The 25,977-nt window shown below is 37.4% G+C and carries 19 protein-coding genes and 1 other RNA gene; 2 read left to right on the top strand and 18 right to left on the bottom strand.

Annotated elements, in window-relative coordinates; translation table 11 throughout:
- Positions 1-73 precede the first annotated feature (73 nt).
- Positions 74-468, top strand: a transfer-messenger RNA (tmRNA) gene (gene ssrA, locus RNZ46_RS12910).
- A gap of 259 nt (positions 469-727) precedes the next feature.
- Positions 728-1,969: a site-specific integrase gene (locus tag RNZ46_RS12905; RefSeq protein WP_316982580.1), complete on the top strand. Its 1,242-nt coding sequence runs from the start codon at positions 728-730 to the stop codon at positions 1,967-1,969.
- Between the two features lie 453 nt (positions 1,970-2,422).
- Here RNZ46_RS12905 and RNZ46_RS12900 read toward each other — a convergent pair whose 3' ends face one another.
- The 18 genes from RNZ46_RS12900 to RNZ46_RS12815 form a co-directional block, all read right to left on the bottom strand.
- Complete coding sequence (locus RNZ46_RS12900) at positions 2,423-2,866, bottom strand: BfmA/BtgA family mobilization protein (protein ID WP_316982579.1); 444 nt, start codon at positions 2,864-2,866, stop codon at positions 2,423-2,425.
- A gap of 770 nt (positions 2,867-3,636) precedes the next feature.
- Entirely contained in the window at positions 3,637-4,329 is a 693-nt protein-coding gene (locus RNZ46_RS12895; RefSeq protein WP_316982578.1) for an aminotransferase class V-fold PLP-dependent enzyme, read from the bottom strand.
- A 191-nt stretch (positions 4,330-4,520) separates the two neighbouring features.
- A complete protein-coding gene (locus RNZ46_RS12890; RefSeq protein ID WP_316982577.1) occupies positions 4,521-5,819 on the bottom strand; it encodes a TRAP transporter large permease in 1,299 nt (432 codons plus the stop codon).
- On the bottom strand, positions 5,819-6,283 hold the full coding sequence (locus RNZ46_RS12885; protein ID WP_316982576.1) for a TRAP transporter small permease: 465 nt from the start codon (positions 6,281-6,283) through the stop codon (positions 5,819-5,821). The genes RNZ46_RS12890 and RNZ46_RS12885 overlap by 1 nt, the downstream gene beginning before the upstream one ends.
- A gap of 2 nt (positions 6,284-6,285) precedes the next feature.
- Entirely contained in the window at positions 6,286-7,191 is a 906-nt protein-coding gene (locus RNZ46_RS12880; RefSeq protein ID WP_316982575.1) for a TRAP transporter substrate-binding protein, read from the bottom strand.
- A 92-nt stretch (positions 7,192-7,283) separates the two neighbouring features.
- The gene (locus tag RNZ46_RS12875) at positions 7,284-7,952 is read right to left on the bottom strand and encodes a bifunctional 4-hydroxy-2-oxoglutarate aldolase/2-dehydro-3-deoxy-phosphogluconate aldolase (protein ID WP_316982574.1); all 669 of its coding nucleotides are present in this window, start codon (positions 7,950-7,952) and stop codon (positions 7,284-7,286) included.
- Positions 7,953-7,963: 11 nt separating this feature from the next.
- Positions 7,964-9,010, bottom strand: coding sequence for a PfkB family carbohydrate kinase (locus RNZ46_RS12870; RefSeq protein ID WP_316982573.1), 1,047 nt, complete (start codon positions 9,008-9,010; stop codon positions 7,964-7,966).
- A gap of 306 nt (positions 9,011-9,316) precedes the next feature.
- A complete protein-coding gene (locus tag RNZ46_RS12865; protein WP_316982572.1) occupies positions 9,317-9,988 on the bottom strand; it encodes a DUF6250 domain-containing protein in 672 nt (223 codons plus the stop codon).
- Between the two features lie 47 nt (positions 9,989-10,035).
- The gene (locus tag RNZ46_RS12860; RefSeq protein WP_316982571.1) at positions 10,036-11,631 is read right to left on the bottom strand and encodes a sulfatase family protein; all 1,596 of its coding nucleotides are present in this window, start codon (positions 11,629-11,631) and stop codon (positions 10,036-10,038) included.
- Between the two features lie 14 nt (positions 11,632-11,645).
- Positions 11,646-13,064 (bottom strand): sulfatase family protein, encoded by a 1,419-nt coding sequence (locus RNZ46_RS12855; RefSeq protein WP_316982570.1) that lies wholly within the window; start codon positions 13,062-13,064, stop codon positions 11,646-11,648.
- A 2-nt stretch (positions 13,065-13,066) separates the two neighbouring features.
- Positions 13,067-14,635: a DUF4955 domain-containing protein gene (locus RNZ46_RS12850; protein WP_316982569.1), complete on the bottom strand. Its 1,569-nt coding sequence runs from the start codon at positions 14,633-14,635 to the stop codon at positions 13,067-13,069.
- Between the two features lie 80 nt (positions 14,636-14,715).
- On the bottom strand, positions 14,716-17,787 hold the full coding sequence (locus RNZ46_RS12845) for a chondroitinase family polysaccharide lyase (protein WP_316982568.1): 3,072 nt from the start codon (positions 17,785-17,787) through the stop codon (positions 14,716-14,718).
- Positions 17,788-17,844: 57 nt separating this feature from the next.
- Positions 17,845-18,657 (bottom strand): hypothetical protein, encoded by an 813-nt coding sequence (locus tag RNZ46_RS12840; protein ID WP_316982567.1) that lies wholly within the window; start codon positions 18,655-18,657, stop codon positions 17,845-17,847.
- Between the two features lie 10 nt (positions 18,658-18,667).
- On the bottom strand, positions 18,668-20,164 hold the full coding sequence (locus tag RNZ46_RS12835) for a sulfatase family protein (protein ID WP_316982566.1): 1,497 nt from the start codon (positions 20,162-20,164) through the stop codon (positions 18,668-18,670).
- 11 nt (positions 20,165-20,175) lie between these two features.
- Positions 20,176-21,408: a glycoside hydrolase family protein gene (locus RNZ46_RS12830; protein WP_316982565.1), complete on the bottom strand. Its 1,233-nt coding sequence runs from the start codon at positions 21,406-21,408 to the stop codon at positions 20,176-20,178.
- Between the two features lie 235 nt (positions 21,409-21,643).
- Positions 21,644-23,116: a T9SS-dependent choice-of-anchor J family protein gene (locus RNZ46_RS12825; protein ID WP_316982564.1), complete on the bottom strand. Its 1,473-nt coding sequence runs from the start codon at positions 23,114-23,116 to the stop codon at positions 21,644-21,646.
- A 206-nt stretch (positions 23,117-23,322) separates the two neighbouring features.
- Positions 23,323-24,270, bottom strand: a complete 948-nt coding sequence (locus tag RNZ46_RS12820; RefSeq protein WP_316982563.1) for a DUF5017 domain-containing protein — start codon at positions 24,268-24,270, stop codon at positions 23,323-23,325.
- 38 nt (positions 24,271-24,308) lie between these two features.
- Positions 24,309-25,964: a RagB/SusD family nutrient uptake outer membrane protein gene (locus tag RNZ46_RS12815; RefSeq protein WP_316982562.1), complete on the bottom strand. Its 1,656-nt coding sequence runs from the start codon at positions 25,962-25,964 to the stop codon at positions 24,309-24,311.
- Positions 25,965-25,977: the final 13 nt, after the last annotated feature.

The raw sequence follows: 25,977 nt of genomic DNA, 5'->3' as shown, positions 1-25,977 counted from the left end.
GCCGAAAGCCTGACGCACTTTTGCCATCAAAAGCAAAAGTGGGTAACGCCCAAATTATTGTTTAATAAAAAACGGGGTCGACTGGTTTTGACAGCGAGATTAATTGAACGGTAAGCACGTCGTGTAATGGCATTGAAACACGTAAAAGGCTAGACCAAATTTTAAACGGCGAGAATAACTACGCTTTAGCTGCATAATCTGAATTATAGTAAGATTGGCCTAGGTGCACAAGGTGTACAAGCTTTATGTCTCCGGAAAGCCTTGATTGACGGCGTTCCATTTTGAGGCATCGTAAATGTCAATATAGATTGGGCGGTGCTTTGATGCCCTTTTGAAACTAAAGAAGCTAAGTTAAAAGTGGGTTGTCTTTAACCAGCTTTTAATCGAAAAACCAAGAAAAGAATAAACGTGTAGAAAGCCCTTTGGTTACTTGTTTGGACGAGAGTTCGATTCTCTCCGACTCCACTTATTGCGTATTAAAATCCACCAAGAACCCTGTAAATTTATGATTTACAGGGTTTTGTGTTTTTTATGGTGTCATGTGATATCATTTAAAACCATCCTATTCGAGACCAATTCGGTGACCCCTTTTAGTTTTTCAAAACAGGTCTCGCTAAGCACTATATTTTACTGATTTTTAAGCATTTAGTGTTTTATAGCATTTGGTTTTTTAGTATAAATTAAGTACATTTTGAGTCCTTTAGCGAGACCTAAAATTTATACCCTTATGAAAACAGACTTTTCCATTCATTTTCACCTTATCAATTCTAAGATAAACAACAAAGGACTAGCTCCTATATATTTAAGACTAACGGTTAATAATAAACGTATCGAATACAGTATCACCAGAAGGATTGAGCCCAAATTTTGGAATAAAAAATCACAAAAAGTAATGGGTACAAACCGAGATGCGGTTGAAATAAACAACCACATTGATAACCTTAAACACAAACTCAATAAAATCCATCAAAGATTGATAGACGAAGATCAATTTATTTCAGCTAAATCTATGATGAATATTTTGAAAGGTGGTGGTAAAAAAATCAGATTTATTTTAGAAATGTTTAAAGAGCATAATGAAAAAACCGATTTATTAGCAGGAAAAGATATTTCGGTTAGTACAGCAAAACGCTATTGGACTTGTTATGACCATGTGAGACGATTTATCGAAAAAGAATATCGGCTTGAAGATTACAAATTAAAAGACATTGATTACCGGTTCATTACTAAGTTTGAGTTCTTTTTAAAAACTACCAGAAAATGTAACCACAATTCTTCTTTAAAATATATCAATAACTTAAAGAAAATCATTCGTATTGCATTAGCGAACCAATGGATGGATAAAGATCCTTTTTACAACTACAAGGTAAAGTTTGAAGTTGTAGAACGCGAATTTTTAACTGCCGAAGAAATAGAAATTTTATACACTAAAGAATTGCATTTTGATCGACTGAAAGTCGTTCGGGATATGTTTGTGTTTTCTTGTTACACAGGTCTCGCCTATTCCGATGTTGAAAAACTATCAAAATCAGATATTACGATTGGTATTGATGGTAAGCAATGGATAAACATTAAACGAACAAAGACCAATACACGTAGTAGCATTCCGTTGTTGCCTATTGCAAAAGAGATTTTAAGTCGTTATGCTTACGATCCAAAAGTGATAAAAAGTGAGCGATTAATTCCAGTCTTTAGTAATCAAAAATCTAATGCTTATTTAAAAGAAATAGCGATGCTCTGCGGCATCACAAAACCATTGACGACGCACTTAGCACGACATACTTTTGCGACAACTGTAACATTAACCAATGGCGTCCCTATAGAAACGGTTAGTAAAATGCTTGGGCACAAATCTTTAAGAACGACTCAACAATATGCAAAAATTGTGGATAGAAAGGTTAGTGATGACATGAAAGTACTTGAAGAGAAACTGAAAATACAAAGTAAAAATCAGAAGAAAAAGTCATAAAATTATGTTGTGAGCAAGCTCTTTAAGCCTTCATTTTAAATGATTGTGTTTGGTATCATTTGATACAGTGTCAAAATTTGTTTTTTTAACCGTATCAAATATGGTACAACCTCTGAACATGTAGTGAACATCTACTAAACAAGTAGTGAACAAGTATTGATACATAAATACAAACATTAATAAACAAAAGAAAACATTTATAAACTAAGCTAACAAAAATTTAAAATTTATTTTTCTTATTTAAAAAAAATCAAAATTATTTATCTGGGTAATAATTGCAATTCAGAATCAAAAATGAGGTGATTTACAAGTGATTTAATCAATTATCTCATCATTCTGGATAACCACCATGCAATACGTCTTAAAAAACGATTTTAAAGCGCTTAAAATTAGTAAACTACTAGTGTTCATGCGGACTCATAGCATTTGATGCTAATTGATGTTACTTGATGTTTACTCTCTGTTATTTAAATCTTTATTATCTTTTTTAAACTGAAATTCATTTCTTCCTCGAAATTTCAGTTTAAACTCTTTATTTATCCTTTCTCGTTCTAACTCTTCAAAACTTTTCTCAATTAATATTTTTGGTTTTGGCTCTACATTCATAAAAATCGCTTGCAACATTCCCAACGTCGGTTTAGTTTGGTTCTTTTCTATATCTTTTAAAATAGCAATAAGTGTGTTGATTCTTTTTTTAATTCGATTTTCAGTTTCTATCAAGTCTGATTTTAAATCATCATCAGGTGAAAGTTCATTATTCTCAAAAAATTCTACCATTGAAAGCAAAGTCATTGAGTTTGATTTTGAAATTGATTTGGAATATTTCCTAAATTTCTTCACTACAGAACGCTTTATACTTAAGTTTTCAAATCGTTCTTTTTCATATCCTTTATCCATTTTTACTGTAAATTTTTATTGATTTTACTGAGTTGCGAGCATTTTTACGGTAAAAATAATTTCTACCTTAATTCTAAAACACATATAAGCAACTAATAATCAATAGTTTAAAAATAAGAAACATCGCATCGCGTGTTACCCTCTTGCTATACATTTTTTTCGATGCATCTTCAAAAATATATACCTCAACTCAAGATAATTTACTAGTCAAATTAAACATTAGAATTACAAGAATTTATGAAGCTATAATTTCAACTCTTAAATTATAATTACTTAATTCAGCTTATTATTACATTATCTATAAACCATTTACTTATTATATCTTGAGCGTTTTCCTTTTCTTTATTCTTAATAGCAGAATCCTTCAAAATAAAAACAACTACTAGGTTATACCATAGTGGTTTCTTAATTCACCTACTTCCCATAGCGCCATCACTGTTACCTTTCCCAAGATCATAACTTAAAATTTACGCCTATAAGAATGTATAAAAAGAGCGAAGCATGAGCCTGATTATGCCATTTGTTAGGTGTAAATTTTATATGTTCTATTGGGAAAGTAATTGCCTATTGTAAGATATTGAAATACTATTTTACAAATATTAACCAAACTCTTTATAGGCGTTGGCGAAGAGTATTGGTATTCACAATTAAGCGCTTGTCAAAAAAGGAAGTATGAAGTGAACATAACTAATGTTACGCAAAATTGAAAGCTCTTACATTTGAGTGAATATGGCTTTTGCTGAATGAGGGAATAAGTGTTTGTTATAAATCTATACTTCAAGAATCTTACTAAATCTATCTACAACTTCTTCAAACTCAAATAATGGATCATATTCATTAGTTGTGCAATTATAAATATAATCTGACGACCATATATTTCTAGCCTCAATTATCAATTTCAAAGCTTCCATTATATATTCCAATTCATCATTGCTCATCGTGGGATGAATCGATAAACGAACCCAACCTGGTTTGTTTGATAGGTCTTTCTGTTCAATCTGGTTTATAATTTCTTCAGAATCCTTATCGTTTATTTCACATAAATAATGCGCATAAGTACTCGCACAAGACCAACCACCTCGAACCTGAATTCCGAATCGGTCGTTCAATAATCTAACTACTAAATTGTAGTGTATGTTTTTAATATTGAAGGCCACGCAACCAATTTGTTTTTGATTTCTTGTTCCTAGAATATTAATTTCTGGAATTGCTTCAACCCCTTTATAAAATAGTTTTAATAATTCTTCTTCGCGAAGCTTCATCTTTTCAACATTCATTTTCTCTTTTAAATTAATGGCAAGAGCAGCACGAATAACTTGTAAGATTCCTGGTGTGCCTCCATCCTCACGTGTTTCCAAATCATCGTAATAACCGAATTTCCTTGAAGGATTTGTCCATTTCACATTTCCGCCTCCTGGATGGACCGGTATGTGATTTTTTTGAAGTTTTTTATTGTAAACCAAAACACCTCAACTTCCTGGACCTCCTAGAAACTTATGTGGTGGCCACGTCTTGAATAATCAATTTATCGTTATAAAAGTATTAGCTATCTTACTTTATAACAAACCTACAAAGTACTTGTTTTTATTACTTTTATTTGACATGTCATTTTCTCAAACTTGTTTATTTGGCAAATTTCAGAAAAATGAAGAGTCTATATCAATCCAAACAGCCTAGGTAACCACAGACTTAATTCTGAAAAATATGTCACTAGGAACAAAGACACCACCATGGCTAAAAATAAAGGAAGTAATGGTTTTACTACTTTTTCGATGGTCGTGTTAGCGACACCAACACCTACAAATAGCACCGAGCCCACGGGTGGTGTACACAAACCAATAGATAAATTCAAAACCATAATAATACCAAATTGAATAGGATCCATGCCCAGATCTGTAATAATTGGTAAAAATATAGGCGTAAAAATCAATACGGCAGGAGTCATATCCATAAAAACCCCAACCAACAATAAAATCAAATTAATAACAAGAAGGATGATTATAGGATTATCGCTTATCGTTAGTAATACCGAACTAATGCTTTGAGGGATATTCTCATAAGACATCACCCAAGACATACTCATAGACGCACCGATTAATAGCATCACTATAGCTGTAGTGCCACAGGAATCTAATAATATTTGGGGAAGATCTTTGGTTTTTATTTCTTTATAAGCAAAACCCAAAATAAGCGTATAAAGTACGGCTATTGCCGAAGCCTCAGTGGCAGTAAAAATACCTGCCACTATGCCACCTATTACCACCACTAGAAGCATTAAACTAGGAAAGGCCCTTACAAAAGTTTTACCAACGTCTAAGACGGTACTTCTTTTGCCAACATTATAGCCTTTCTTTTTAGCCCATAATGAAGCCACTAACATAAGTAGTAGACCGGTTAGAATACCAGGAATATAACCAGCTATAAAGAGGGCCGCAATGGATACACCGCCACTTGCCAATGAATAAACTATAAGCACATTACTAGGAGGAATAATTAACCCCGTGGTTGATGATGTAATATTTACGGCCGCTCCAAATTCTTTTGAGTAGCCTTCCTTTTCCATTTCCGGGCCTAATATGCTCCCCATAGCTGATGCTGATGCCATGGCTGAACCCGCAATAGCCCCCATTAACATGGCGGCAATAACATTTATTAAAGCTAAACCACCAGGAAGAGCACCCACCAAGGTCTTGGCAAAATCAATCAGCCGGTACGCTATACCTCCTTTATTCATAAGCTGTCCCGAGAGGACAAAAAATGGAATAGCCAATAAAGCAAAACTATCTAGGCCTGTTGCCATACGTTGAGACACCGTTGTAAGTGCTGGAAGCATAGGAATACTTACCATCATGGTTAACAATGAGGACATCGCAATACTCCACGCTACTGGAACCCCGATTAAAAGTAATCCGATAAAACTAAATACTAATACGAAAATGGGTAAATATTCCATTATAATTGTTTGTTTAATATATCTGATAGTTTGTAGAAAATAATGAGAATGCCGCTTATTGGAATAATGGAATAGACTACACCAAGGGGGATTTGTAAGGCTGGAGAGTATTGGCCTAAGGCAAATGTTATATAAACCAATCGAAGACCACCTACAACGAATGCAAAAAAGCAAAATACCATAATGATCCAGTTAATGGCTATTTTTAGTTTGATTTGTCCTTCTTTATTTAACCGAGCAGGTAATAAATCGATAGCTACATGCATTCGCCTTCCTGAAATATAAGCTGCGCCCAACACTCCAACCCATATCATTAAGTAGCGTGCTAGCTCATCTGTAAACGAGCTAGGTGTACCGACCACAAATCTGGTAAAAACTTGCCAAAGCACATTAACAACCATCACTCCCATGATAATAGCCAATGCTCGACCTAAAAAATAATCAACTTTTTTTCGTAGCTCCATACTTATTGTGTTTCTTGAATTCTATTGATGAGTTCATAAACAGGTTTATTATCTTTATAATCTTCATAAATAGACATCACTTTGTTCTTAAATAACGATTTATCTGGCCTCACGACTGTAACTCCGGCTTTAACAACAGCATCAAGGGCTTCCTGTTCTGCTTTGGCCCATAGTTCTCTTTGGTATTCTACAGAGACATCTGCGGCTGTTTGCAACCATGATTTTTCTTGTTTAGATAAGCTTTCCCATAAATGCGTGCTGATTACCAATACGTCTGGTATCGATGTATGTTCGTCTAGTGAAAAGAATTTACATACCTCATAGTGTCTTGATAAATAAAATGTTGGTGGGTTATTTTCTGCACCATCCACAACGCCTTGTTGTAATGCCGTATACAACTCTCCTGAAGATATTGGTGTTGGAGACCCCTCAAGGCTATTTACCATATTCATGGCAGTTACACTTTCCATTACCCTTATTTTTAAACCCTCAAGGTCTTTTGGAAATTCCACTGGTTTTTCTTTGGTATAAAAACTCCGGCTACCCGCATCATAATAACCTAAGCCCTTAAGCCAGTATTTTTGACCGCCGTCCAATAATTCCTTTCCAATAGCACCATCCAAAACATTAAACCTATGCTCACGATTCCTAAACAAAAAGGGTAAACCAAACACTTGCATATTTGGAGAAAAATTCTCCATTACTGCTGCAGAAACCTTAGTCATACCTAAACTTCCTATTTGCAATAACTCCAAACACTGACGCTCTGAACCCAATTGTTGGTTGGGATAAAGCTCTAGTTTTAATTGACCTTTTGAGTTTTTTTCCAACTCATCTCCCATAAGCACCATGGCTTTATGCACTGGGTGACTGATATCCAAACCATGTGCCAGTTTGATGGTTTTCACCTTTTCAAACGATTCACAGGAGCACAAAGTGAAGGCCGTCAGCAAGACTATTAAGGCTGAAGTTGTTTTAATCATTAATTAGTTTTTTGAAATTATTTTTTAAGAGATTTTATAATGTCTAAAGCATTTTTCACATCTTGTTCTAATTTTTTATAATCCTCATTGGTTATAATATCTTTTGAAATCAATTGGGAGCCCATGCCCACACAGGTTACTCCGGCATCGAACCATCCTTTCAGGTTTTCTTCGGTGGGGGAAACGCCTCCCGTAGGCATAATACTCGTCCACGGTTGCGGGCCTTTGATGCCCTTTACAAATTTAGGTCCGTACAAATCACCTGGGAACAGTTTTACAATCTCGCAACCCAATTCTTCGGCTCTTGCTATTTCTGTTAAAGAGCCACATCCTGGAGACCACAGTACTTTACGTCTGTTACAAACTAAAGCAATATCTTCTCTTAACACCGGGGTTACTATAAAATTTGCGCCCAATGCCATATACAAAGAGGCAGCTGCGGCATCGGTTACCGAGCCAACACCCATAATCATTCCTGGTAATTCTTTAATGGCATACTTGGTTAATTCCCCAAAAACCTCGTGGGCAAAGTCACCGCGTGCCGTAAATTCCATTAACCTTGCTCCGCCATCGTAGCAGGCCTTTAAGATGCCTTTGCTCAACTCTAAATCATTATGGAAAAACAAAGGTATCATACCTGTTTCTTTCATAGCCTGAGCTACTTCATATCTTGAAAATTGTGCCATATCTATATAATTTATCGTGCCACACGCCCTGAAGCATCGCCACCCATTAATTTTTCTACTTCGGCAACTGTTACTAGGTTTGCATCGCCTTTTATGGTATGTTTTAAACAGGATGCGGCTACTGCAAAATCCAATGCATTTTGGTCGTCTTCCGGATATTTTAACAGGCCATAAATCAATCCGCCCATAAAGGAATCGCCGCCACCTACGCGGTCAACAATATCGGTTATTTGGTATTGTCGTGTTTCATACATTTTTTTGCCATCGTATAAAACGCCCGCCCATGTATTGTGCGATGCGGAAATGGATCCTCTTAACGTGGTGATCACTTTTTTTGCCCTTGGAAATTTTTCCATCATTTGCTTACAAACAGATAAGAACGCTTCTGCCTTTACATCGTGCCCGTGTTTATGAACATCCAAACCTTCCGGATGGATATTAAAATGTTTTTCGGCATCTTCTTCATTTCCCAAAACCACATCGCAATACGACGTTAATTCGGTCATTATTTTTTCTCGGTGTGTATCATCGCAAAACGTCCAAAGCTTGGCGCGATAGTTTAGGTCTGTTGAGATGGTAATACCTTTCGCGCTAGCTGCCTTAACGGCTTCCAAACACACATCGGCTGCGCCTTGCGAAATGGCTGGCGTGATCCCTGTCCAGTGAAACCACTCAACATCTTTAAACACGGCATCCCAATCGATCATTCCGGGTTTTATTTCTGCTATAGCGGAATGTGCCCTATCGTAAACCACCTTGCTGCCCCTACTTACGGCTCCGGTTTCCAGAAAGTAAATACCCAAGCGGTCGCCGCCCCAGACAATTTTATCTACGCCCACGCCTCGTTTGCGCATTTCCATCATGGCACATTCGCCAATGTCGTTTTTTGGCAAACGGGTTACAAAATCTACCGACACCCCGTAATTTGCCAAGGATACCGCTACGTTGGACTCTCCTCCGCCATAAACCGCATCAAAGCTATTGGCCTGTGAAAATCTTAAAAATCCCTGAGGCGCCAACCTCAGCATAATCTCTCCAAATGTTACTACTTTGCTCATTTGTTATCTTTATTAAATAATCTGCTTTAATTTATTATTGTAAAACTCGGAATTAACACAAAAAGATAGAGGGGTGAAATGTCCCAAATTAGAGGGTTAAATTGATATTTTCGGGTTAAGCTGATGCTTTTAATCCCTATCGAATAGCTAAATCAAGAATGTATAGGTATGGGGTTGTTTTTAGCTAATTATTAGCTTGGTTGGTGACTGTTGACAACGCTATTGAACACATTAATTCCTCAACTAAAAACCCGTGACCCAAAAGATAAAAAGTTCAGTTTTGATACTGAAACACTTTAGTAATCCTCAATAATGTTCAACTTTGAAATTTTCGATTTTCATATGATTATTAACTGTTCTAAATCCGAAGTAACCACTTGTATAAGGCTGATTATCTTTAATTTTATAAATAATTTCGCCATTTCGAGAATAACTGGTAAGGCTATCTTTTACCACGATTTCGATATGCATCTTTTTATTGGCGGTAATCATAAATTTTTTATTCGACAAATCGTGCTCGGGCAATAGCGACCTGTTAACATTGCCGTTGTATCGCCTAAATCGGGTTTTGGTGTTGTGGTGTCCGCCATAACCCACATAATAACCCGTAAAATGATGGTAATTGGGAAAAATACCAGCACGTTCTTCAGAGGCCTTAAAAAAATCATCGGGGTTTTTGGGGTCGTTGGCCATCCACAGGCAATTCATATCCGATACCCTATCATATTTGCCCCCTTCGTCGATAACCGTAACGTCGTACGATATTTTTACCGGAGCGTGCAACTTGTTTTTAAACCATATCGTGCAGCCTTTGGCATCGATAATTTCAATGGATTTATCGTTAAAAATGGTTTGTCCGTTTGGTTGCTGTTCCACTATCCAGTTTTCTGGATTATCAAGCACATTTTCATAGAGTACACTATTATCATTACACCCGAAAACAGTTATTAATAAAACAATGAGGTACAAATTTCTCATTTTATGATTTGTTTTTTAGTATCGAAAATTCGGTCTGAACAATGATTTTAATTCAAATTCACTTCGTGCTGATTGGAAAAACCGTCCTTTTTTAAATTCGCCAATTTTTCTTTCATTTTTTTTACTTTAACTGGAAATTTTGAAGCCAAATTATTTTTTTCGTTCGGGTCGTCTTCGATGTTGTACAATTGAGGTACTTTTTCAAAACCTGTTTCAATAATAGGTCCCCATGGCACTAATTCTGGACCGTCCAATGGCTCGATGTATTTCCAATCGCCTTCCAAATACGACAATGGCCCCATAAAGCTTTCTTGAATCAATGCCGTTCTGCCTTTGGTACTTTCGCCTTTTAGCACATCCAATTGGTTTTGGCTGTCAATCACATCGTCATCTAATTTTTCAATACCAACCATAGTCGCAAAAGACTTTAAAAAATCTACTTGACTCACAAGTGCATCCGATACCATGCCTTTATTTTTAACTTCTGGCCAACGAATAATTAAAGGTATTTTGCTACCACCATCATAAGCGCTGTATTTTCCACCCCGCAAACCACCTGTTGGCTTATGGTCGCCCAATAATTCTCTGGCTTGATCATGGTAACCATCATCCACCACAGGGCCGTTATCACTAGAAAAAATAACGATGGTATTTTCCAATAGGTTTTGTGCTTTAAGTGTTTTTACTATTTCATTTACCGTCCAATCCAATTGTAAAATAACATCACCTCTTGGCCCCATGCCGCTTTTACCCTGAAACATTTTATTGGCTACTCTTGGCACGTGTATATCGTGGGTTGAAAGCAACAAGAAAAAGGGCTGCTCTTTATTTTTATTGATGAATTTATTGGATTTATCGACCAATTCCATAGGAATAGTTTCGTCATCCCAAAGGGCTGCTTTCCCACCGGTCATGTAACCAATTCTGCTAATGCCGTTTACAATAGTGTGGTTATGCCCCTGCGAAGGTTTCATGGTTAACAGTTCCGGATTTTCTTTGCCAGTTGGCCAATCGCCTACTTTTTCTTTGTAGTTTACCTGAATAGGGTCGTTAGGATCTAAATTAACAATATGGTGGTTTTCAACAAAAACACAGGGTACGCGATCGCCGGTAGCTGGGATTAAATACGAGTAATCAAAGCCGATTTCCAATGGCCCTGGGCTTATTTTTCCGTTCCAATCGGGGCCATTTGCGCCACCCAAACCTAAGTGCCATTTGCCCACAATGCCTGTTTTGTATCCTGCCTGTTTCAATACTTTTGGTAAGGTTGTTCTGTTAGTATCAATCAACAAACCTTGATCGCCCTTTGCGACACTTGTGCCTTTTTTCCGCCAAGCGTAATTTCCTGTTAATACCGAATAGCGCGAAGGTGTGCACGTTGCAGCCGTAGCATAAGCGTTTTTGAATAAAATACCACCCTCTGCCAATGCATCAATGGCGGGTGTTTTAATTTCTTTGGCGCCGTACGCACTAACATCGCCGTAGCCCAAATCGTCTGTATAAATAAAAACGATATTTGGTTTTTGTTGGTTTTCACTTGATGTAGCACTAGTATTTTTTATTTCCGAAGTTTTGTTTTTACAGCCTATAACAACAAAAGCTAACAGCATGTAAATAAAGAAGGATTGGTTTTTTAAAGTCATCGTGATTATATGTATTAATAAGGTTTGTCGAATAATTCGCTGGAATGCATTGTGCTAGTACTCGGTATTACGGTTTTTTTTAAAAATTTGGTATCGTTAGTATCTTTGCACCAGTCGATTAGGGTTTGCCTAAATTGATCAATGTTTTTTATATGGTGTTTAGAGTTTATTAAGTTATTCATTTCGTACGGATCTTCTTTTAAATCGAAGAATTGCTCCCTATTTTTACCCCAATTATAAATAACGTATTTGTAACGGTTACCAATTACTGCCCGCCCTTGGGTACCGTGGGCATGCTTGCCTTCAAATTTGGTTTCAACTACCAAATAATCATGTGGTTCGTAGGTTTCTGAATTTTCCAAAAGCGGTTTTATGCTTTTGCCCAAAAACCCGTCGGGAATTTTAATATTCGCAAAATCCAAAATGGTTGGGTACAGATCCAGTCCGTTGGAAATCAAGGTCGGATTTTGTTTTTCTTCGGAAGTTTTAGCGTTTTTATAATTGATGCTAAAAGGCACTTTGATGCTTTCTTGAAACAGGGCTGTTTTTTGATTCCAACCGTGTGATGCATTGCCATCGCCATGGTCGCTAGTAAAGATGATAACCGTGTTGTCGCGCAAGCCCAAACTATCGATCGCATCGATAATCTTACCGATTTCTTTATCTACTTTTTCAACCAATCTGTAATAGGCGTGTCGGTATTGGCGCCAATCGGCTTTGGTGTAATGTTTAGTTGGATAGATTTTTACCGATGCATTTTGCTCTATTTCTAAAGCTTCAGGAAAAGTTTCAGATTTTTTAAAATTAACAGGTAATTCTGGCGTTTTGCTTAATGGCACCGGCGGAATGTTGCCATACGGTAAAGGCTGATTTCTAGCCCATTCGCAGATATTGTGCGGATTATCGAAAGAGGCTACCAAAAAGAAAGGTTGTTTTTTGGCTGTTCTCGATTTTAAATAGTTGATGCTCTTTTCGGCCAAGGGCATATCGCCGAAATCGGCTATTTTCTCAAAGCCATTACCCTCGACCATAGCGGCTTCGTGGGCATGCCATTTTCCGCCGTAGGCACAATGGTAGCCCGCTTGCTTTAACACATGCCCAAGCCCTGTTCTTTTGTCTTTAGGCAGCATCTCCTTATCGCCTTTTTCGTTGGAGTTTACACCCAAATTATGGGGCATTTTCCCCGTAAACATACTGGAACGCGACGGTGTACACAACGGAAACGTAACATAGGCATTTTTAAAATAAACGCCTGTGTTTGCCAGTTTGTCCAAATTTGGCGTGCTTAAATTTGGGTTTCCGGCAGCACTTAAGGCTTCGGCTTGGTGCTGGTCGGTCATAATTAAAACAATGTTGGGCTGGTTTTTATTTTGCCCAAACGATATCGTAAAAACACCTATGCACACCAATACTAATATTTTAAAATTCTTCATAATTACAGTTTGTTTTGCAGCCATTTTTTTTCGGTTATTCGCCATTTTCGTAAGGTTTTGCAAACCCATTTTGGGGTTTTTCCCAAACGGTGCTTAAGTTGGGCTTCGTACAATGATTCCGGAAAAACTTTAGTGCCTAAACTTTCTAAATATCCAACATTTTTTTCATTAAAAGACGTTTTAGAGCCATGTAATCCCACAATTGTTGGATTAACAACGGCAAAGCCCCAATACAAACCTTTCCCCGAAAGACTCCAAAAATCGTAATTTGAAATGGTGTCGCCTACCCTTTTATAATTCCATAACGTTAGGCCTTTTAAATGATGTGGCTCGTTTTTATAAAACCCGCCATGATTAGTCATTTTTGCACCTTCGTATAAATCGACCAAATTATTTATGGGAATATCGGCATGTGAGTCCCAACCTTGTTTCGGGGTCTTTACGCGCCAAATTACCGAGCCAGATGTTTTGTGCGACATAGCCGCCCCGTGGAATTGCCCATAATTTGAAGCATCGTGTATCAAGCCCGTAAGCACCCGGGTAGATTGTGTAACGTTGGTTAATTTGTGCCCGCTATTGCCCTGGACCAAAAGCTGTAAAATAGATGAGGCGTAACCATTATTTATGGAAACCGCACCAGTAACATTGCTAAAGCGGCAACGGCGCACCCATGAATTCGCAACACGGTTCATAGCGATAATGGACCATGCATTGTCGTGAATATAGTCTTTGTGGTGCACGAATTTATCCTTAAAATTGGCTTTAAAAAAAATATCTTCTACACCCACGTTTTCTAACGGATAAAATGGTTTTGCTTGCCAATTGTAAGCTACATTTATGGCATTGATTAAGGGATCTTTTAAAATGATGGTGTTTCCCGAAATGTTTTCTATTTCATGGTTTTCTATAAAAGCAACACCTTTTTCAATGATGTTTTCCCAATGTGGGCGCGGGGATTTGCCTCGTAAAGCAGTTTTGGCGGCCTCTAAATTGTAGGGCATTTGCAACTGGATGTATTTGGCATTTTTGAAAATGTCGGCATTAGCGACTTCAATTATAACATCGCCAGCATTGGCAGGTTTTAAAATGTTTGTTGTCTCCCCTGTTTTCTTCTTCGAGAAAAAATTGAACATATAGCTCACTTTCCATTCGGGCTCGTCGGGATAGCGTCGCAGCATGTGGTCCTTCATCTGTATTACCGTTCCGTTTTTACCCATGCCACTGCCTTTTAAAATGATGTTTGATGCCCTTATTTCAATAGGGTCGGTCTGGATTGGGTTTACATTCACCAAAAATTCCCCTTCAGGAAAAAACACCACACCGCCCTTGTTGTTTTCTGCGGCATGAATGGCCGACTGTATCGCCTCTTGATCAGAAATAGAATCATTGGGAATGGCGCCAAAATCCATCACGTTAAACACTTTTAAATGTTTGTGTTTTTTCGGAATACCGGTTTCGCCCAATTGATAACCCGCATACGAATAATCGAAAAGTTTTGGAATGCCCGGATCTGTAATGTCACCGGTGTACTTTTTCCAAATCAGTGCTTTAGGTTGTGCACAGGCGCCCATACAACACATATATAACAAAACAAAAACAACTAATAGCAAACGTTTCACAGCAATTATCTTTATGGACTTTAAAGTACTTTCTATAATTTTAACAAGCTAAACTCGTTTGGCAAACCGTGTACACACTCTAAAGTAATGGTGGTTACGCTGCCAGTATGGTCCACGGCTTTTACCGTACCAGAAATGGCGGTGTCCCATTTACCGCTTAGCGTCAAGGTAAGCGTTACGGGCCTGCTGTAGTTTTCAAATTTATTTTGCCTAATTTGTTTGAAGTTCAAGTCTGGCTCTACAACACTTAGTGTCAATCGGTTGGCACTATCTTCGCGCGCCATGACCAAAGCTGGTTTAGACGTGGTTCTTAAAGCTCCGTGTTCTAACTTTGTGTCGACTTCAAAAATAACATAGCCTGTTGTTTTAGTGTCTTTATCTAAAACAATGTGTGCTTTTTCATCGGCTCTGAGTATTTCATAAGAATTATCTTTTGAAGCCGTTTTGCCAAAGTTTTTTAATTCGGGTTCACTTAAAAACGGATAAATAACATATTGGTAGCTTGCATCTTTTGGCCCCATACCATGGTTAATCCACGCCGAAGCATAATCACCTTCGGTCTCTTTGACACCTTTCGCCTTTTTATTGTTTTTGCCCGTATTTATGGAGTATTTATTATGATAGGATTGCTGTTTTTCTTTTTTAAACTGAATGGGATTTCCTGATAACATATAATAACCATTTCCGTAAGGATCGGTTATCCAATTTTTCGATGCGCCTTCGGATGCAATCGTTGCCGTGTAAGGGAATTTCGTTATTTTTTCTGAAGAAGTATAAATTGGTACTTTCTTATCTTCTAAAAACGATTGAAAAATATTGGTCTGTGTCGGGTTTTTATCGTCGATACTTGAAATATTGGTACCGATACAAATCAATTTTTTCCCAAAAGAAAAGACTGATTTTTTAGCGTACAATTTACCGGGATAGCCCACTTTTGTTTCAGGGCCGTCGGCGTTAGAACCTTTACCTTCGTTAAGCACCATACCAAAAATACCGTTATCGCCCAATTTTGTGGCACCGGCAAATGTTTCGTTGGACCGGAACATAATCAATGGCATTTTGGCTTCCAGTTCTTTTAAAGGCAAATAGATGATAGTTGCCCCAGGGTAACGGTTCCAGTCCCAGCCTTCTTGCCTAAACCCACTACCCTTTTCGCCTTTTTCGCTTAATAATTGCACGGTGCCGTTTGCCGGATAGCGTCCGTATCGGTTTTCATCTATATAAATTTCAGAGGCCCATACATATTTGCTGTAGCCTTTAATAATAGCCGCCCAATTGTTTTGCCTTTGCACTGCAGTTGCTGCATAAGGAAAGGTGTAATAGCCTATTAAATTTTCTTTTTTAATGCCATGTAAACTGGTAAAAAGCGAGGTGTTCAACATATCTTCATCGCCCCAAAGCCTTAAATATGCAGCGGCGACCTCTTTATCTATTTCGGCAGTGCCTTCAGGATTTCCAGCCAATGCCATATGCAAATATTGTTGTCTAAACTTCTTTATATTGTTGGCTTCAAGAGGATGACGCCCTGCATTACCAAAGCCCCAATCGTATTTTTGACTATACGTACGCGTTGCCAAAAATGCATTTTTAAAATTTCTGTGCCCTTCGGTGCCCACACGAAAACGTGTTTTAGACAAGGTGTAAATAATTTTGGGTACATTTTGAAAAGCACCATAGCCGTATGCAGGATAGTGCCCGTTGTGATGCCACGCTGTTCCGTCAATTTTAAAACCCCATTCTTCCTCCTGTTGAGCCAAGGTTATGGATAAATAATTGGAATAGGCTCTTAGCATTTCAGCCTGCATTTCTTGTTCTTCAAACATAAAAATGAGCATGAGGTGGTAATAGGCCTGAGTGTTTAAGTAGTCTATATTAACATGAAAATTTTCTTCTTTGCCCAAAACCATGCCCAAGTTATACAACCAATGTAAACTAGAAGCCACTTGTTTTAACAAGTCGTGTTCAAACAAAAAGCGTCTCATTTTAAAAAAACCCTCTGTAATTTCCCTAACGTTATAACCAATATGATGTCTTGTGCCTCCATTAGAACCTGCTTGCCAACCTTGATCTAAGTAATATTTTGTTCCAAGTAGAAACATACGCTCGATTTCCTGACGTTCTGAGTCGTTCGCTCTATCGTGGAAATTCGCTAATTTTTTCATCACTTTTCCAAGATCCTTTATATCATTAAATATTCGTGGGCCTTGTTTCTTTTTATTAAAGTACTCCTGACCATCATTAAAATTTAAAGGAGGACCAAGAACCGTAGTACCGTTATCTTTTAGTTGCAGCTTATCAAACATTTCTGTTAATGCATTGATATATACCTTGTATTTCTTATCAATAACCATATCTGCATCAATCATTTTCTCGAACTTTTTTAGATCCATTCGAATGGCCATAGAAACAGGTCTCGGCTTCAGGTTTTGAATTTGCTTAAAGTTTGAAATCAAAGGCAACCAATGATCTTTACCTGGATTATCATTGGCTTTTATAAAGGGTACAATTAAGTCTGGATATTGATGCCTATCATCTTGATATTGAGAGAAAATAATATCATCAAAAAATAAAGTACCTTTGGCAGCCGTGGTTGAAACCTTAAAGTAGTCGTAATCAACAGCACTTCCTTTTTTTGGCGGATTACCATTCATTTCATAAAAAGGCACCCAAATTCGTCGCCAGCCCGTAAAGTTTAATGGAATACTAAAATACACCTGTGTTTCTCCCTGTGTTTCATACGAAATAGTGATGGTTTCATTCTGAGCCATTTCATTATAGATAGACATGTGCAGTGTAGGACTCGCTGGAAAATGTGACCCGTAACGCAAGGGACTTTCAGCATGTGAAAGTTCTCTGAAGTTTGGCGTTCCAAAGGAAGCTTCACCCTGCCATTCCCATTTCAACGAGTTCCGGCCATATCGATAATGCGAATCACTAATTGTTAATGAACTATTTGTTTTATTGAATTTCGTTAAAATTGAAGCCTCTTCAAAAGACTCCACAGCTGGTAACTCGCTGTTTTGGGCCTCAACTAAGCTACTTATCATTAACAATAAAATGCTTAATAATATATGGTTTTGTATTTTAAAAGGGTTGAAAGTCATAATCTATGCATTTATAAAACGGTGAAACTTATTAAAATATTAACCTAAGCACCACGTTTAATTTCTTTTAATCTCATTTTGCTGTTCTAGGTTGTTGGGACTTTTTATTACTTTAGATCCCCTCACGTTCCAATCTTTAAACCAGACGCTTTTCTCCTTGTATAATTTAGGGTTACCCAAATTTTCAAAATTACTAACAAGAGCCAACCGTCCGGATAATTCATTGGGCATGACCTGCTTTTTTGATACTTTAGACAGTAGTGCGCCCGTTTCCCTGTTATAAATGGCAGCCAACAAGGTATAGGTCTCTCCATCTGGTTGGATTGTTAATACGAGACTTATTCCTTGTGAAAGCTGATCAATCACCAAGTCATTTTTTTGATTAGGCCCAGGGTCACCAATAAACAAGGTACCATTTGTACAAACACCTAGATTTATGCCATTATTATCATTGGGCTTATCAAGATTTTGCTTAAACGGACCTTGAAATCCGATATTAAATCCAGCCCAATTGATATTGGAACTTGTTATTTTATTATTATAAAAACCTAAATTTACCCGCATTTCTAAATCACCTTTTTGATCTGAAAGTTGATGGGTGCGCAAATACATCTTTCGATCTTCGGTGCTCACCAAACATTCAATCCTATTATTAGCTATGTTCCATTCATGCCTGGAGTTTACGGCATATTCTGAACCGATTAGTCCAGCAACACTTTTGTTGGCAAGGTTACTTTTAAAAGCACTCGATCTATCTTGGTTTTCACAGTTGAAAATAAATATGATAAGACTGAAGCTGAAACTAAGTTTAATTAGTTTGAAACCTAGTTTTAAGGCCCTTGAACGATTGAACACACTTAATTTGGTCATTAAACACCCATTATAAATTTTGATATTTTTTCAACCACGGATCCCGCTTTTCTTTTAAATTTTTAAGCAGTTCCGCATGAAGTCTCTTTTCGGAATCTTCATCGCTTCCTATTAAATTAGTTAGTTGATATGGATCCCTAACATTATCATATAAAAACTTGCGTTCTACGTTTTTCTTGTCGATAGTTATCACATAAGTATATTTGTGGGTACGTATACCTCGGTGTCCAGATTCTGGCTGCCCTTCTAAAATAAAATAATACAAGGCCGAGGTCGGTTTATCTCCTTCGTCATTTAAAATAATTGAGGATAAATCCTGACCATCCAAATCCATAGGCATGCCGTTGGTAGCTTCAACCAGGTTTAAAAGGGTTGGCATTATATCGGTTGCACTCACAATTAAATCACTTTTTTGATTACTTTTAATTTTCTTTGGCCACTTAATAATAAAAGGCACATTTATGGCTTCTTCAAACCAAACGTTTTTAGACATTAATCCGTGGCTTCCCATCATTTCACCATGATCTGAGGTAATGATAACAATGGTATTTTCTTCTAATCCTTGATCTTTTAGGGCTTTTAGAACACGCCCTATTTGAGCATCTACACCGGTAACCATGGCAAAATGGTTACGCACATGTTCTTTAGCCAAATGTGTACGCTTCCTTGTTGCTCCAGAATGAAATGCTAAATCTTCAGCATCCGTATCCAAATCTACATTTCCTCTTACCAGTAATTCATCTAAAGGTTTGTCTTTATAATGCTCCAAATATTTTTCAGGAACGTATTGATAAGGAGGGTGTGGTGGATTAACAGACCAAAATAAAGCAAAAGGTTTGTTTGCATCTCTAGTTTGTGATGATGGATTTTTAATGTAATCGATAATGACATCAGCCTCGTGTTTTGGTGACCATTCATTAACATAAGTCAGTTCGTCCTCCTCAGCATCATTTATCCAATAATGCGGTGTATTATGCTGATCAAAGGTACCGTAAGCATACCAGAAATTAAATCCGTGCCGTAGTTCTTTAGGTTGATAAGCATCCCAGATTACCGTGTCTTTTCCAGGGATTGGTTTTGGTGATCGTAAATGAAGTTTCCCCACATAACCTGCATCATAACCATTTTTCACTAAAACGTCGGAAATACTTATATCATCCTTTTGCCAAGAGTTGTTGTATTTATAGCGTCTTGAATTACTATTGCTCAGCACCGAATTATTATAGGGTAACTTTCCTGTCATTAACATCCCACGGTATGGGCTACATAATGGATAGTTACTAATAGCATTGGATATAACCATACCTTCTTTTCCCAGTTGGTCTAAATGAGGCGTATAAACAGGGTCTTGGTTATTAATACCAACTGCTGCGTTTCTAAACTGGTCGGGAAAAATAAATAGGACGTTGGGTTTCTTGGTTTTATCTTCATCTGAATTTGACTTCGACTTACAAGAAACCATAAATATGGCTATAAAAACGAATGAAAAAACCTTTAAATAATTCATTTTAAAAAATACTATAATTTATTGTTTGTCTTTATTTTTTTTAATCTTGATAAGGCTTCAATATAATAATAATCGGCATAAATAAGCGCCACATCGATTTCATGCCCCAACGATTTTGCACCAGTAGAATGCAATAAAAATGAATCTGCCTTTCCAACTCCTGAATAATTTTCTGAACCTAAAGATTTTAACATTTTAACGGCTGCATTATAATAGCGCTTTTGATCTGTTTCATATTCTACCAAAGTGCTTAAATCCAATAATGCTGAGGCTACTATGGCCGCTGCTGAGGCATCTTTTTCTTCGTTGGGGTCGCTTTGCACATCAAAATCCCAAGCTGGCACCATATCTTCTGGCAATAAATCTAAATACGCATCTGTTATCTTTTGAGCAAAATCTAAAAACTTTTTATCTTTTGTTTCTTTATAAACCATGGTGTAACCGTATACGCCCCAAGCTTGTCCGCGCGACCAACGGCTATCGTCTGCATAACCTTGCTTGGTATGTCTGTTTAAAATATTGCCGTTAATGGAGTCGTATTCTAAAACGTGCCACGAGGTATAATCGTCTCTAAAGTGATTCTTCATTGTGGTTTCGGCATGTTTCACGGCAATGTCGTAAAACTTTTTATCGCCACCGTGTTTTGCCGCCCAAAACAGTAACTCCAAATTCAGCATATTATCGATAATTGTAATATGTTGTTGCCACCTTGGGTGCATTTTGTTGGACCACGATTTTATGGTGCCTACATTAGGATTGAACCTTGAGGCCAGCGAAGCCGCTGAGGTCAGCAATATATCTTTATACTCTTTTTTACCACCAATTTTGTAACCCAGACCATAAGCGGGAAACATCATAAATCCAATGTCGTGATGCTCGGTAATGTTTTTAAAATCCTCAAAAACCTCGGTGCGTTTTATCGCTTCGTCTTTCCAACGCTTATTCCCTGTAACATCATAGGCATACCACAATACGCCTGGGTAAAAACCAGAGGTCCAAATTAGTTTATGGTTTCCTACTTGTTTCCATTCAGTTGCATCAGTTTCTATAAGGCGTGGATGCTTTGTTAAATCGGTTAACTTAGGAACTGCAATTTCCAATTGATTTTCACAATCATTAATCTGTTTTTGTAAATCGATTTCGATTTCGGGTTTAGAAATAGTTGAAACGTCCTCTGTTTTATTAGAGTTTTTACAAGCCACTAAAAAAGCGAGGCAGGTTAAGAAAAGGATTTTAAATCGCATGGTTTAATTCAATTTTAAATTATATTATTTTTTGACTGATCTCAAATTACGTATTTAAACAAAATGACATGCAGTACCGAAACAAAGATTGTTATTTTAATAAAAAAATCTGAGGGTATGATTGTTCATTAAAGCGGTCATACCTGTTCATTTTAACCTATTAAAGGCATAAAAAAAGCCTCAACCACTATAATATGAAGTAGTTGAGGCTTTATTGACAATTAATAGTCACTAATTATTTTAGGATGATTTTTTTGGTTAAAACACCACCTTCTTTAGACTCTAACTTTAAAAGATACAGTCCTGGTGAAAATTGACTTACATCGATAGATTTAGCAACATCTGTCTTGTAAACCACCTTACCCGTAATATCTAAAAGCTTTGTGCTTTTGATGTTAATACTAGAGTCTAATCTGCTAATATTTAATGTCTCTCTTGCTGGATTTGGATATATTGAGAATGCTTGATCCAACACGTTATCCTTGGTGGATAAAACAACAGAGCTATCTACGGTAAAGTCTAATTGCTGTAATGCCGTATAGGCCGAATTTGGTGTCCATGCCGTTGACAGCACAAAGCGGTAATATCTGTACGCCTGTGTTGTTGATAAGGTAATCGGATACTCGCTACCGGCACCGCTATTTCCGCTAAACATGCCCACTGGAGAGCATAAATCGTCCCAATTGGTATCGTCATTACTTCCTTGTACAACCCATTTTGACTCGTCTGGAGCGCCTTTATTAGATGTACCATTGGCCAATATATATCTTACTTCGGTAACTGCGATAGGATTATAGGCGCTCGAAACCTCAAATTTATATCCTTCACCAATTGGAATCAATACGCCATTTGCCAATCTTGGTACAGAAGTGGCTGTAGTTAACACATCGGCCCACTTAGTTGTATTGGAAAAGTTAGAGTCAGAAATTGAAGCACTTGGAGTGTTGAATATGTTTGTCTGTCCAGATGAACTTGTATTTAAAGCAGAAAACGCACCATCGGCAACATCTTGAGGTGTTGCTTCAAACTTTACATCCGAAATATAAAATGTACCGTGTTGACTAACCCCAGCATTAAAGGCTGAATTATCTGTAACCATTTTAAAAGCAATGGTCACTGATGAACCTGTATACGAAGACAAATCAAGCTCTCCTTTAACATAGGTTTGAGGAGACACATCAGAAGTAGCAATACTACCAATAATGTTACTGGTTTCATCAGTCCATGTCGCTGTGTTTGGCGCATTGCCATGTGTATAATTTTCAGAAACCCAAACCGTTAGGGTTGCACCACCACCAAAAACATATCTTTGTTGTGTCCAAAAGGATACTTTTGGAGCATTGGCTGAAGACAAATCCTGATTGGTCATTAAAGCCCAGGCTTCTATTTCGTAATTGGTATCCGCTGGTGACCCACTGGTATTAGTAAACGCAATGGTTCTTTGGTCTCTCGCTGCTCCTGCTGGTATCCTGTTAGTGGGTCTAGAACTTTCATCAAATACTGGACTGGAATCTAAAGCATCTACCACATCATTCACCCTTTTTCCTACTTGATTAGCGGCTTGCCCCCCTAAAGCAACTTTCTGAACCGTGAAGCCTCTGCTTTCGTTTTCATATCTAAAATCTTCGTAATAGATTGTTTGGGCACTAATGGAAAATGCTAACAATCCAAAGATTAAAAAGAATAATTTTTGAGTAATTTTTTTCATAATATTAAAATTGTTTAAAAGTTATTGATACTGTAACTAAAGTTTGAATACTATAAAACTAAGCAGAAGATTTCGTTTCTAACAGGGGGTGTGTGTTCATAAAAGGGGGGCTTTTCATCCATAATACAGAATGATTATAATAAAAAAGCCCCAAAGACTGCATAAGCTTAATGCAGAACATTGGGGCCACTAAAACAAACTGATGTTTAATCTGTTACCGTAATAGTATATTCTTTTACCACTTCCTCCTTACCGTGTATGGTTTCATTATTGCCTATAAAGGTCACGGTATAGGTACCTGCTTTGGAGTAAGTGTACTCAAAGGATTCAAGTTTTTCAGAATACGTTTTTAGCGCCTCTCCTTTATCTGGATTTACCTTAGTTAGATTAATAGCGTTCGTAATTAACCAATCTTCATTAGTAATCCATTGTCCACCAACTTTAACCTGCCCTCGCATCCTCCAAAGCCCGTTGCTTCCTTTATCGCTGCTCCAGTACCATTTATTGGCATTCCAACGAGAATCAACGCCTTGCACGTCAACTGGTTTGAATCCTGGAACTTTTTCCGTGGCTACTGTCAAAGCAGCTGGAGCATCGGCTACATCCATTTGGATGTTTAATTCGTCCAACCACCATTCTGCAGGTCTTGTACTGTTATCGTCGCAAAAATATCTAAAGGCGAAATAAATTGGGTTACCATCGGCCAAATCTGTAATATCAACAACTCCAGATTCTTGAAGTGTAAAATCGTATAAAGTAGAAATATTGAACCTATCGGTTATTTCTGTCCATGTAGCCGTATTAACACTTTCTGGGACACCACTGCCATCGTAGTCCTTAGAGTACCAAACTGTTAAAAGTCCTTCACTATTCTCACCTAATCCCCATTTTTGAGAGTTTAAAAAAGACATGGTTACGGTACCTTCTGCATTGGTTCTATCTCGGTATTTATATTGATGTTCAAAATCTCCAGCATAAAAATATAAAAAGTTAGGTGCGTTATTTACTTTAAACTCTACAGGTTCACCCACTTTAGCGGTAGCATCAAAAACAACTTCAAAACTTGGGACCTCCACAACTTCAAGGTCTTCGCAACTTTGAATCCCTAAGATTACAAAGAGTAGCATGGTTAATAAATAAATTGATTTTTTCATTTTAATTGTTTCTTTTAATTATAAAATCTGTTGACTGTTTACCAACCTGTGGTTTGTTTTAAATTAGTATTTACACCCAATTCTTGTTCTGGAATCGGTAAGATGTAATGCTTGCTAGGATCAAAATCATTATACCCATCATAAAAATCGAAGGAGGCATTCATTACATTTCGCCTTGGGCTATTATTTATGGGTTCGCTACCAAACACAGGAATATCGTTAGGGCCTAACGAAAAAGTTCCAAAGGTAGTCCAGTCTTCATTATTAAAATTAGGATCTGCTGCTAAAGTTTCCATGGTGGTTTTAGTTTCGTCCACTTTTTGTTTCAATAAACCCCATCTCACTAAATCGTATTTTCTATGTCCTTCAAAGCATAACTCCAACAGGCGCTCTTCTTGAATAGCCCCATCAGAAATGGTTGATATCGGTGTTGCATTAGCTCTGTTTCTAATTTCATTAATTGCATTTAAGGCTTCGTTAGAACCCGGTGCAATTTTATTTACCGCCTCGGCATATATTAAATACATTTCGGATAGGCGCAATACCGGCCAATGATGTGATCCATAGCTGGTATTGGTTGTATTAGGCTCCAAATATCTGCGGTATTTTGAAGCCGGAATCATAAATTGGCTATTTATTAACCCTAACTGGCAATTATCATTTCTTTTATTAAAGTAGGGCAGCGTATTCCATAAGCCTCTTTCGTCATTGGGGTCTGCTCTATATTTTAAAACCAAGCTAACTGTAGCATAAGTTAAGCCAAATCCTTTGCCTTTAAGGCCGTCGCCACTGCTACACTCTTCGTCGTCGAACTTTATTCCAAAAGCTGATCCTAGTTTAGAAGATTGGTTAGAGTCTAAATCTGCAAAAGAAAAGCCTATTTGAAATAAGGTTTCTTTAGTTTCATAGTTTCCTCTTGCCAATTCGTTAAATATATCAGCATAAACGGGGTTTAATTCGTGGTAGGGATCATCGATAACTTTTTTACTCCAATCTCTCGCTTTCTCATAAGCCCCTGCTTCATTAAATGGCGCACTGGCCATATACAAGTATGCTCTAGCCAACAATCCCCTTGCAGCACTTTTGCTTGCTCTACCAGGAGTAGCCTCTGCGGCTGTGGGTAGATACTGCTCTGCAAACTCTAAGTCTGCTACAATTTGTTTGTACACATCAATACCCGGGGTTCGTGGCAACAATTGTTTATTGGTTTCTTTCAATGGCATTGGTACGCCTTGAGTACCCCCAAATGCCTTTTGCACATCAAAATAAAGAAATGCTCTTAAAAAACGAGCTTCGGCAGTGAATTCTTGTTTCACTTGTAATTCTAAAGGCGATTTTTCAAGACCAACTATAAGCGTATTCGCGGCAGAAATCCCTTCGTAATAGGTGCCCCAAATATCTTTTAACATTGGCTCTGAAGCCGTAAAATTATTTTTTCGGATATCTCGAGCTCCTTTTCTATTATAGAATCCTTCGTCTGTCCAATTCGTTGGGTACTGAGCGTTGATTACCGCCTCTCTATAGACCGCAACCACTCGACTGTAAGCTCCTGCCAAACCCGCTAAAGCACCAGCTGGTGTACCGTATAGAGTTTCAGAAGTAATATTATCCTCTTGTGCGATTTCTAATTGCTCATCACAGCCTTGAAATAGAAATGCCGTTAGAATTGTAATTATTATAAATTTTATTTTCATGATATATTTTTTT

This window comes from Hwangdonia lutea, assembly GCF_032814565.1.
Lineage (GTDB): Bacteria > Bacteroidota > Bacteroidia > Flavobacteriales > Flavobacteriaceae > Hwangdonia > Hwangdonia lutea.
This window is presented reverse-complemented; position numbering and strand designations above follow the sequence as displayed.

What these genes read in the sequence shown, in the direction of transcription:
- RNZ46_RS12905 (WP_316982580.1), top strand. Translation starts at nt 728, where the DNA reads ATGAAAACAGACTTTTCCATTCATTTTCACCTTATCAATTCTAAGATA.
- RNZ46_RS12900 (WP_316982579.1), bottom strand. Translation starts at nt 2,866, where the DNA reads ATGGATAAAGGATATGAAAAAGAACGATTTGAAAACTTAAGTATAAAG.
- RNZ46_RS12890 (WP_316982577.1), bottom strand. Translation starts at nt 5,819, where the DNA reads ATGGAATATTTACCCATTTTCGTATTAGTATTTAGTTTTATCGGATTA.
- RNZ46_RS12885 (WP_316982576.1), bottom strand. Translation starts at nt 6,283, where the DNA reads ATGGAGCTACGAAAAAAAGTTGATTATTTTTTAGGTCGAGCATTGGCT.
- RNZ46_RS12875 (WP_316982574.1), bottom strand. Translation starts at nt 7,952, where the DNA reads ATGGCACAATTTTCAAGATATGAAGTAGCTCAGGCTATGAAAGAAACA.
- RNZ46_RS12870 (WP_316982573.1), bottom strand. Translation starts at nt 9,010, where the DNA reads ATGAGCAAAGTAGTAACATTTGGAGAGATTATGCTGAGGTTGGCGCCT.
- RNZ46_RS12865 (WP_316982572.1), bottom strand. Translation starts at nt 9,988, where the DNA reads ATGAGAAATTTGTACCTCATTGTTTTATTAATAACTGTTTTCGGGTGT.
- RNZ46_RS12860 (WP_316982571.1), bottom strand. Translation starts at nt 11,631, where the DNA reads ATGACTTTAAAAAACCAATCCTTCTTTATTTACATGCTGTTAGCTTTT.
- RNZ46_RS12855 (WP_316982570.1), bottom strand. Translation starts at nt 13,064, where the DNA reads ATGAAGAATTTTAAAATATTAGTATTGGTGTGCATAGGTGTTTTTACG.
- RNZ46_RS12850 (WP_316982569.1), bottom strand. Translation starts at nt 14,635, where the DNA reads ATGGGCGCCTGTGCACAACCTAAAGCACTGATTTGGAAAAAGTACACC.
- RNZ46_RS12845 (WP_316982568.1), bottom strand. Translation starts at nt 17,787, where the DNA reads ATGACTTTCAACCCTTTTAAAATACAAAACCATATATTATTAAGCATT.
- RNZ46_RS12840 (WP_316982567.1), bottom strand. Translation starts at nt 18,657, where the DNA reads ATGACCAAATTAAGTGTGTTCAATCGTTCAAGGGCCTTAAAACTAGGT.
- RNZ46_RS12835 (WP_316982566.1), bottom strand. Translation starts at nt 20,164, where the DNA reads ATGAATTATTTAAAGGTTTTTTCATTCGTTTTTATAGCCATATTTATG.
- RNZ46_RS12830 (WP_316982565.1), bottom strand. Translation starts at nt 21,408, where the DNA reads ATGCGATTTAAAATCCTTTTCTTAACCTGCCTCGCTTTTTTAGTGGCT.
- RNZ46_RS12825 (WP_316982564.1), bottom strand. Translation starts at nt 23,116, where the DNA reads ATGAAAAAAATTACTCAAAAATTATTCTTTTTAATCTTTGGATTGTTA.
- RNZ46_RS12820 (WP_316982563.1), bottom strand. Translation starts at nt 24,270, where the DNA reads ATGAAAAAATCAATTTATTTATTAACCATGCTACTCTTTGTAATCTTA.
- RNZ46_RS12815 (WP_316982562.1), bottom strand. Translation starts at nt 25,964, where the DNA reads ATGAAAATAAAATTTATAATAATTACAATTCTAACGGCATTTCTATTT.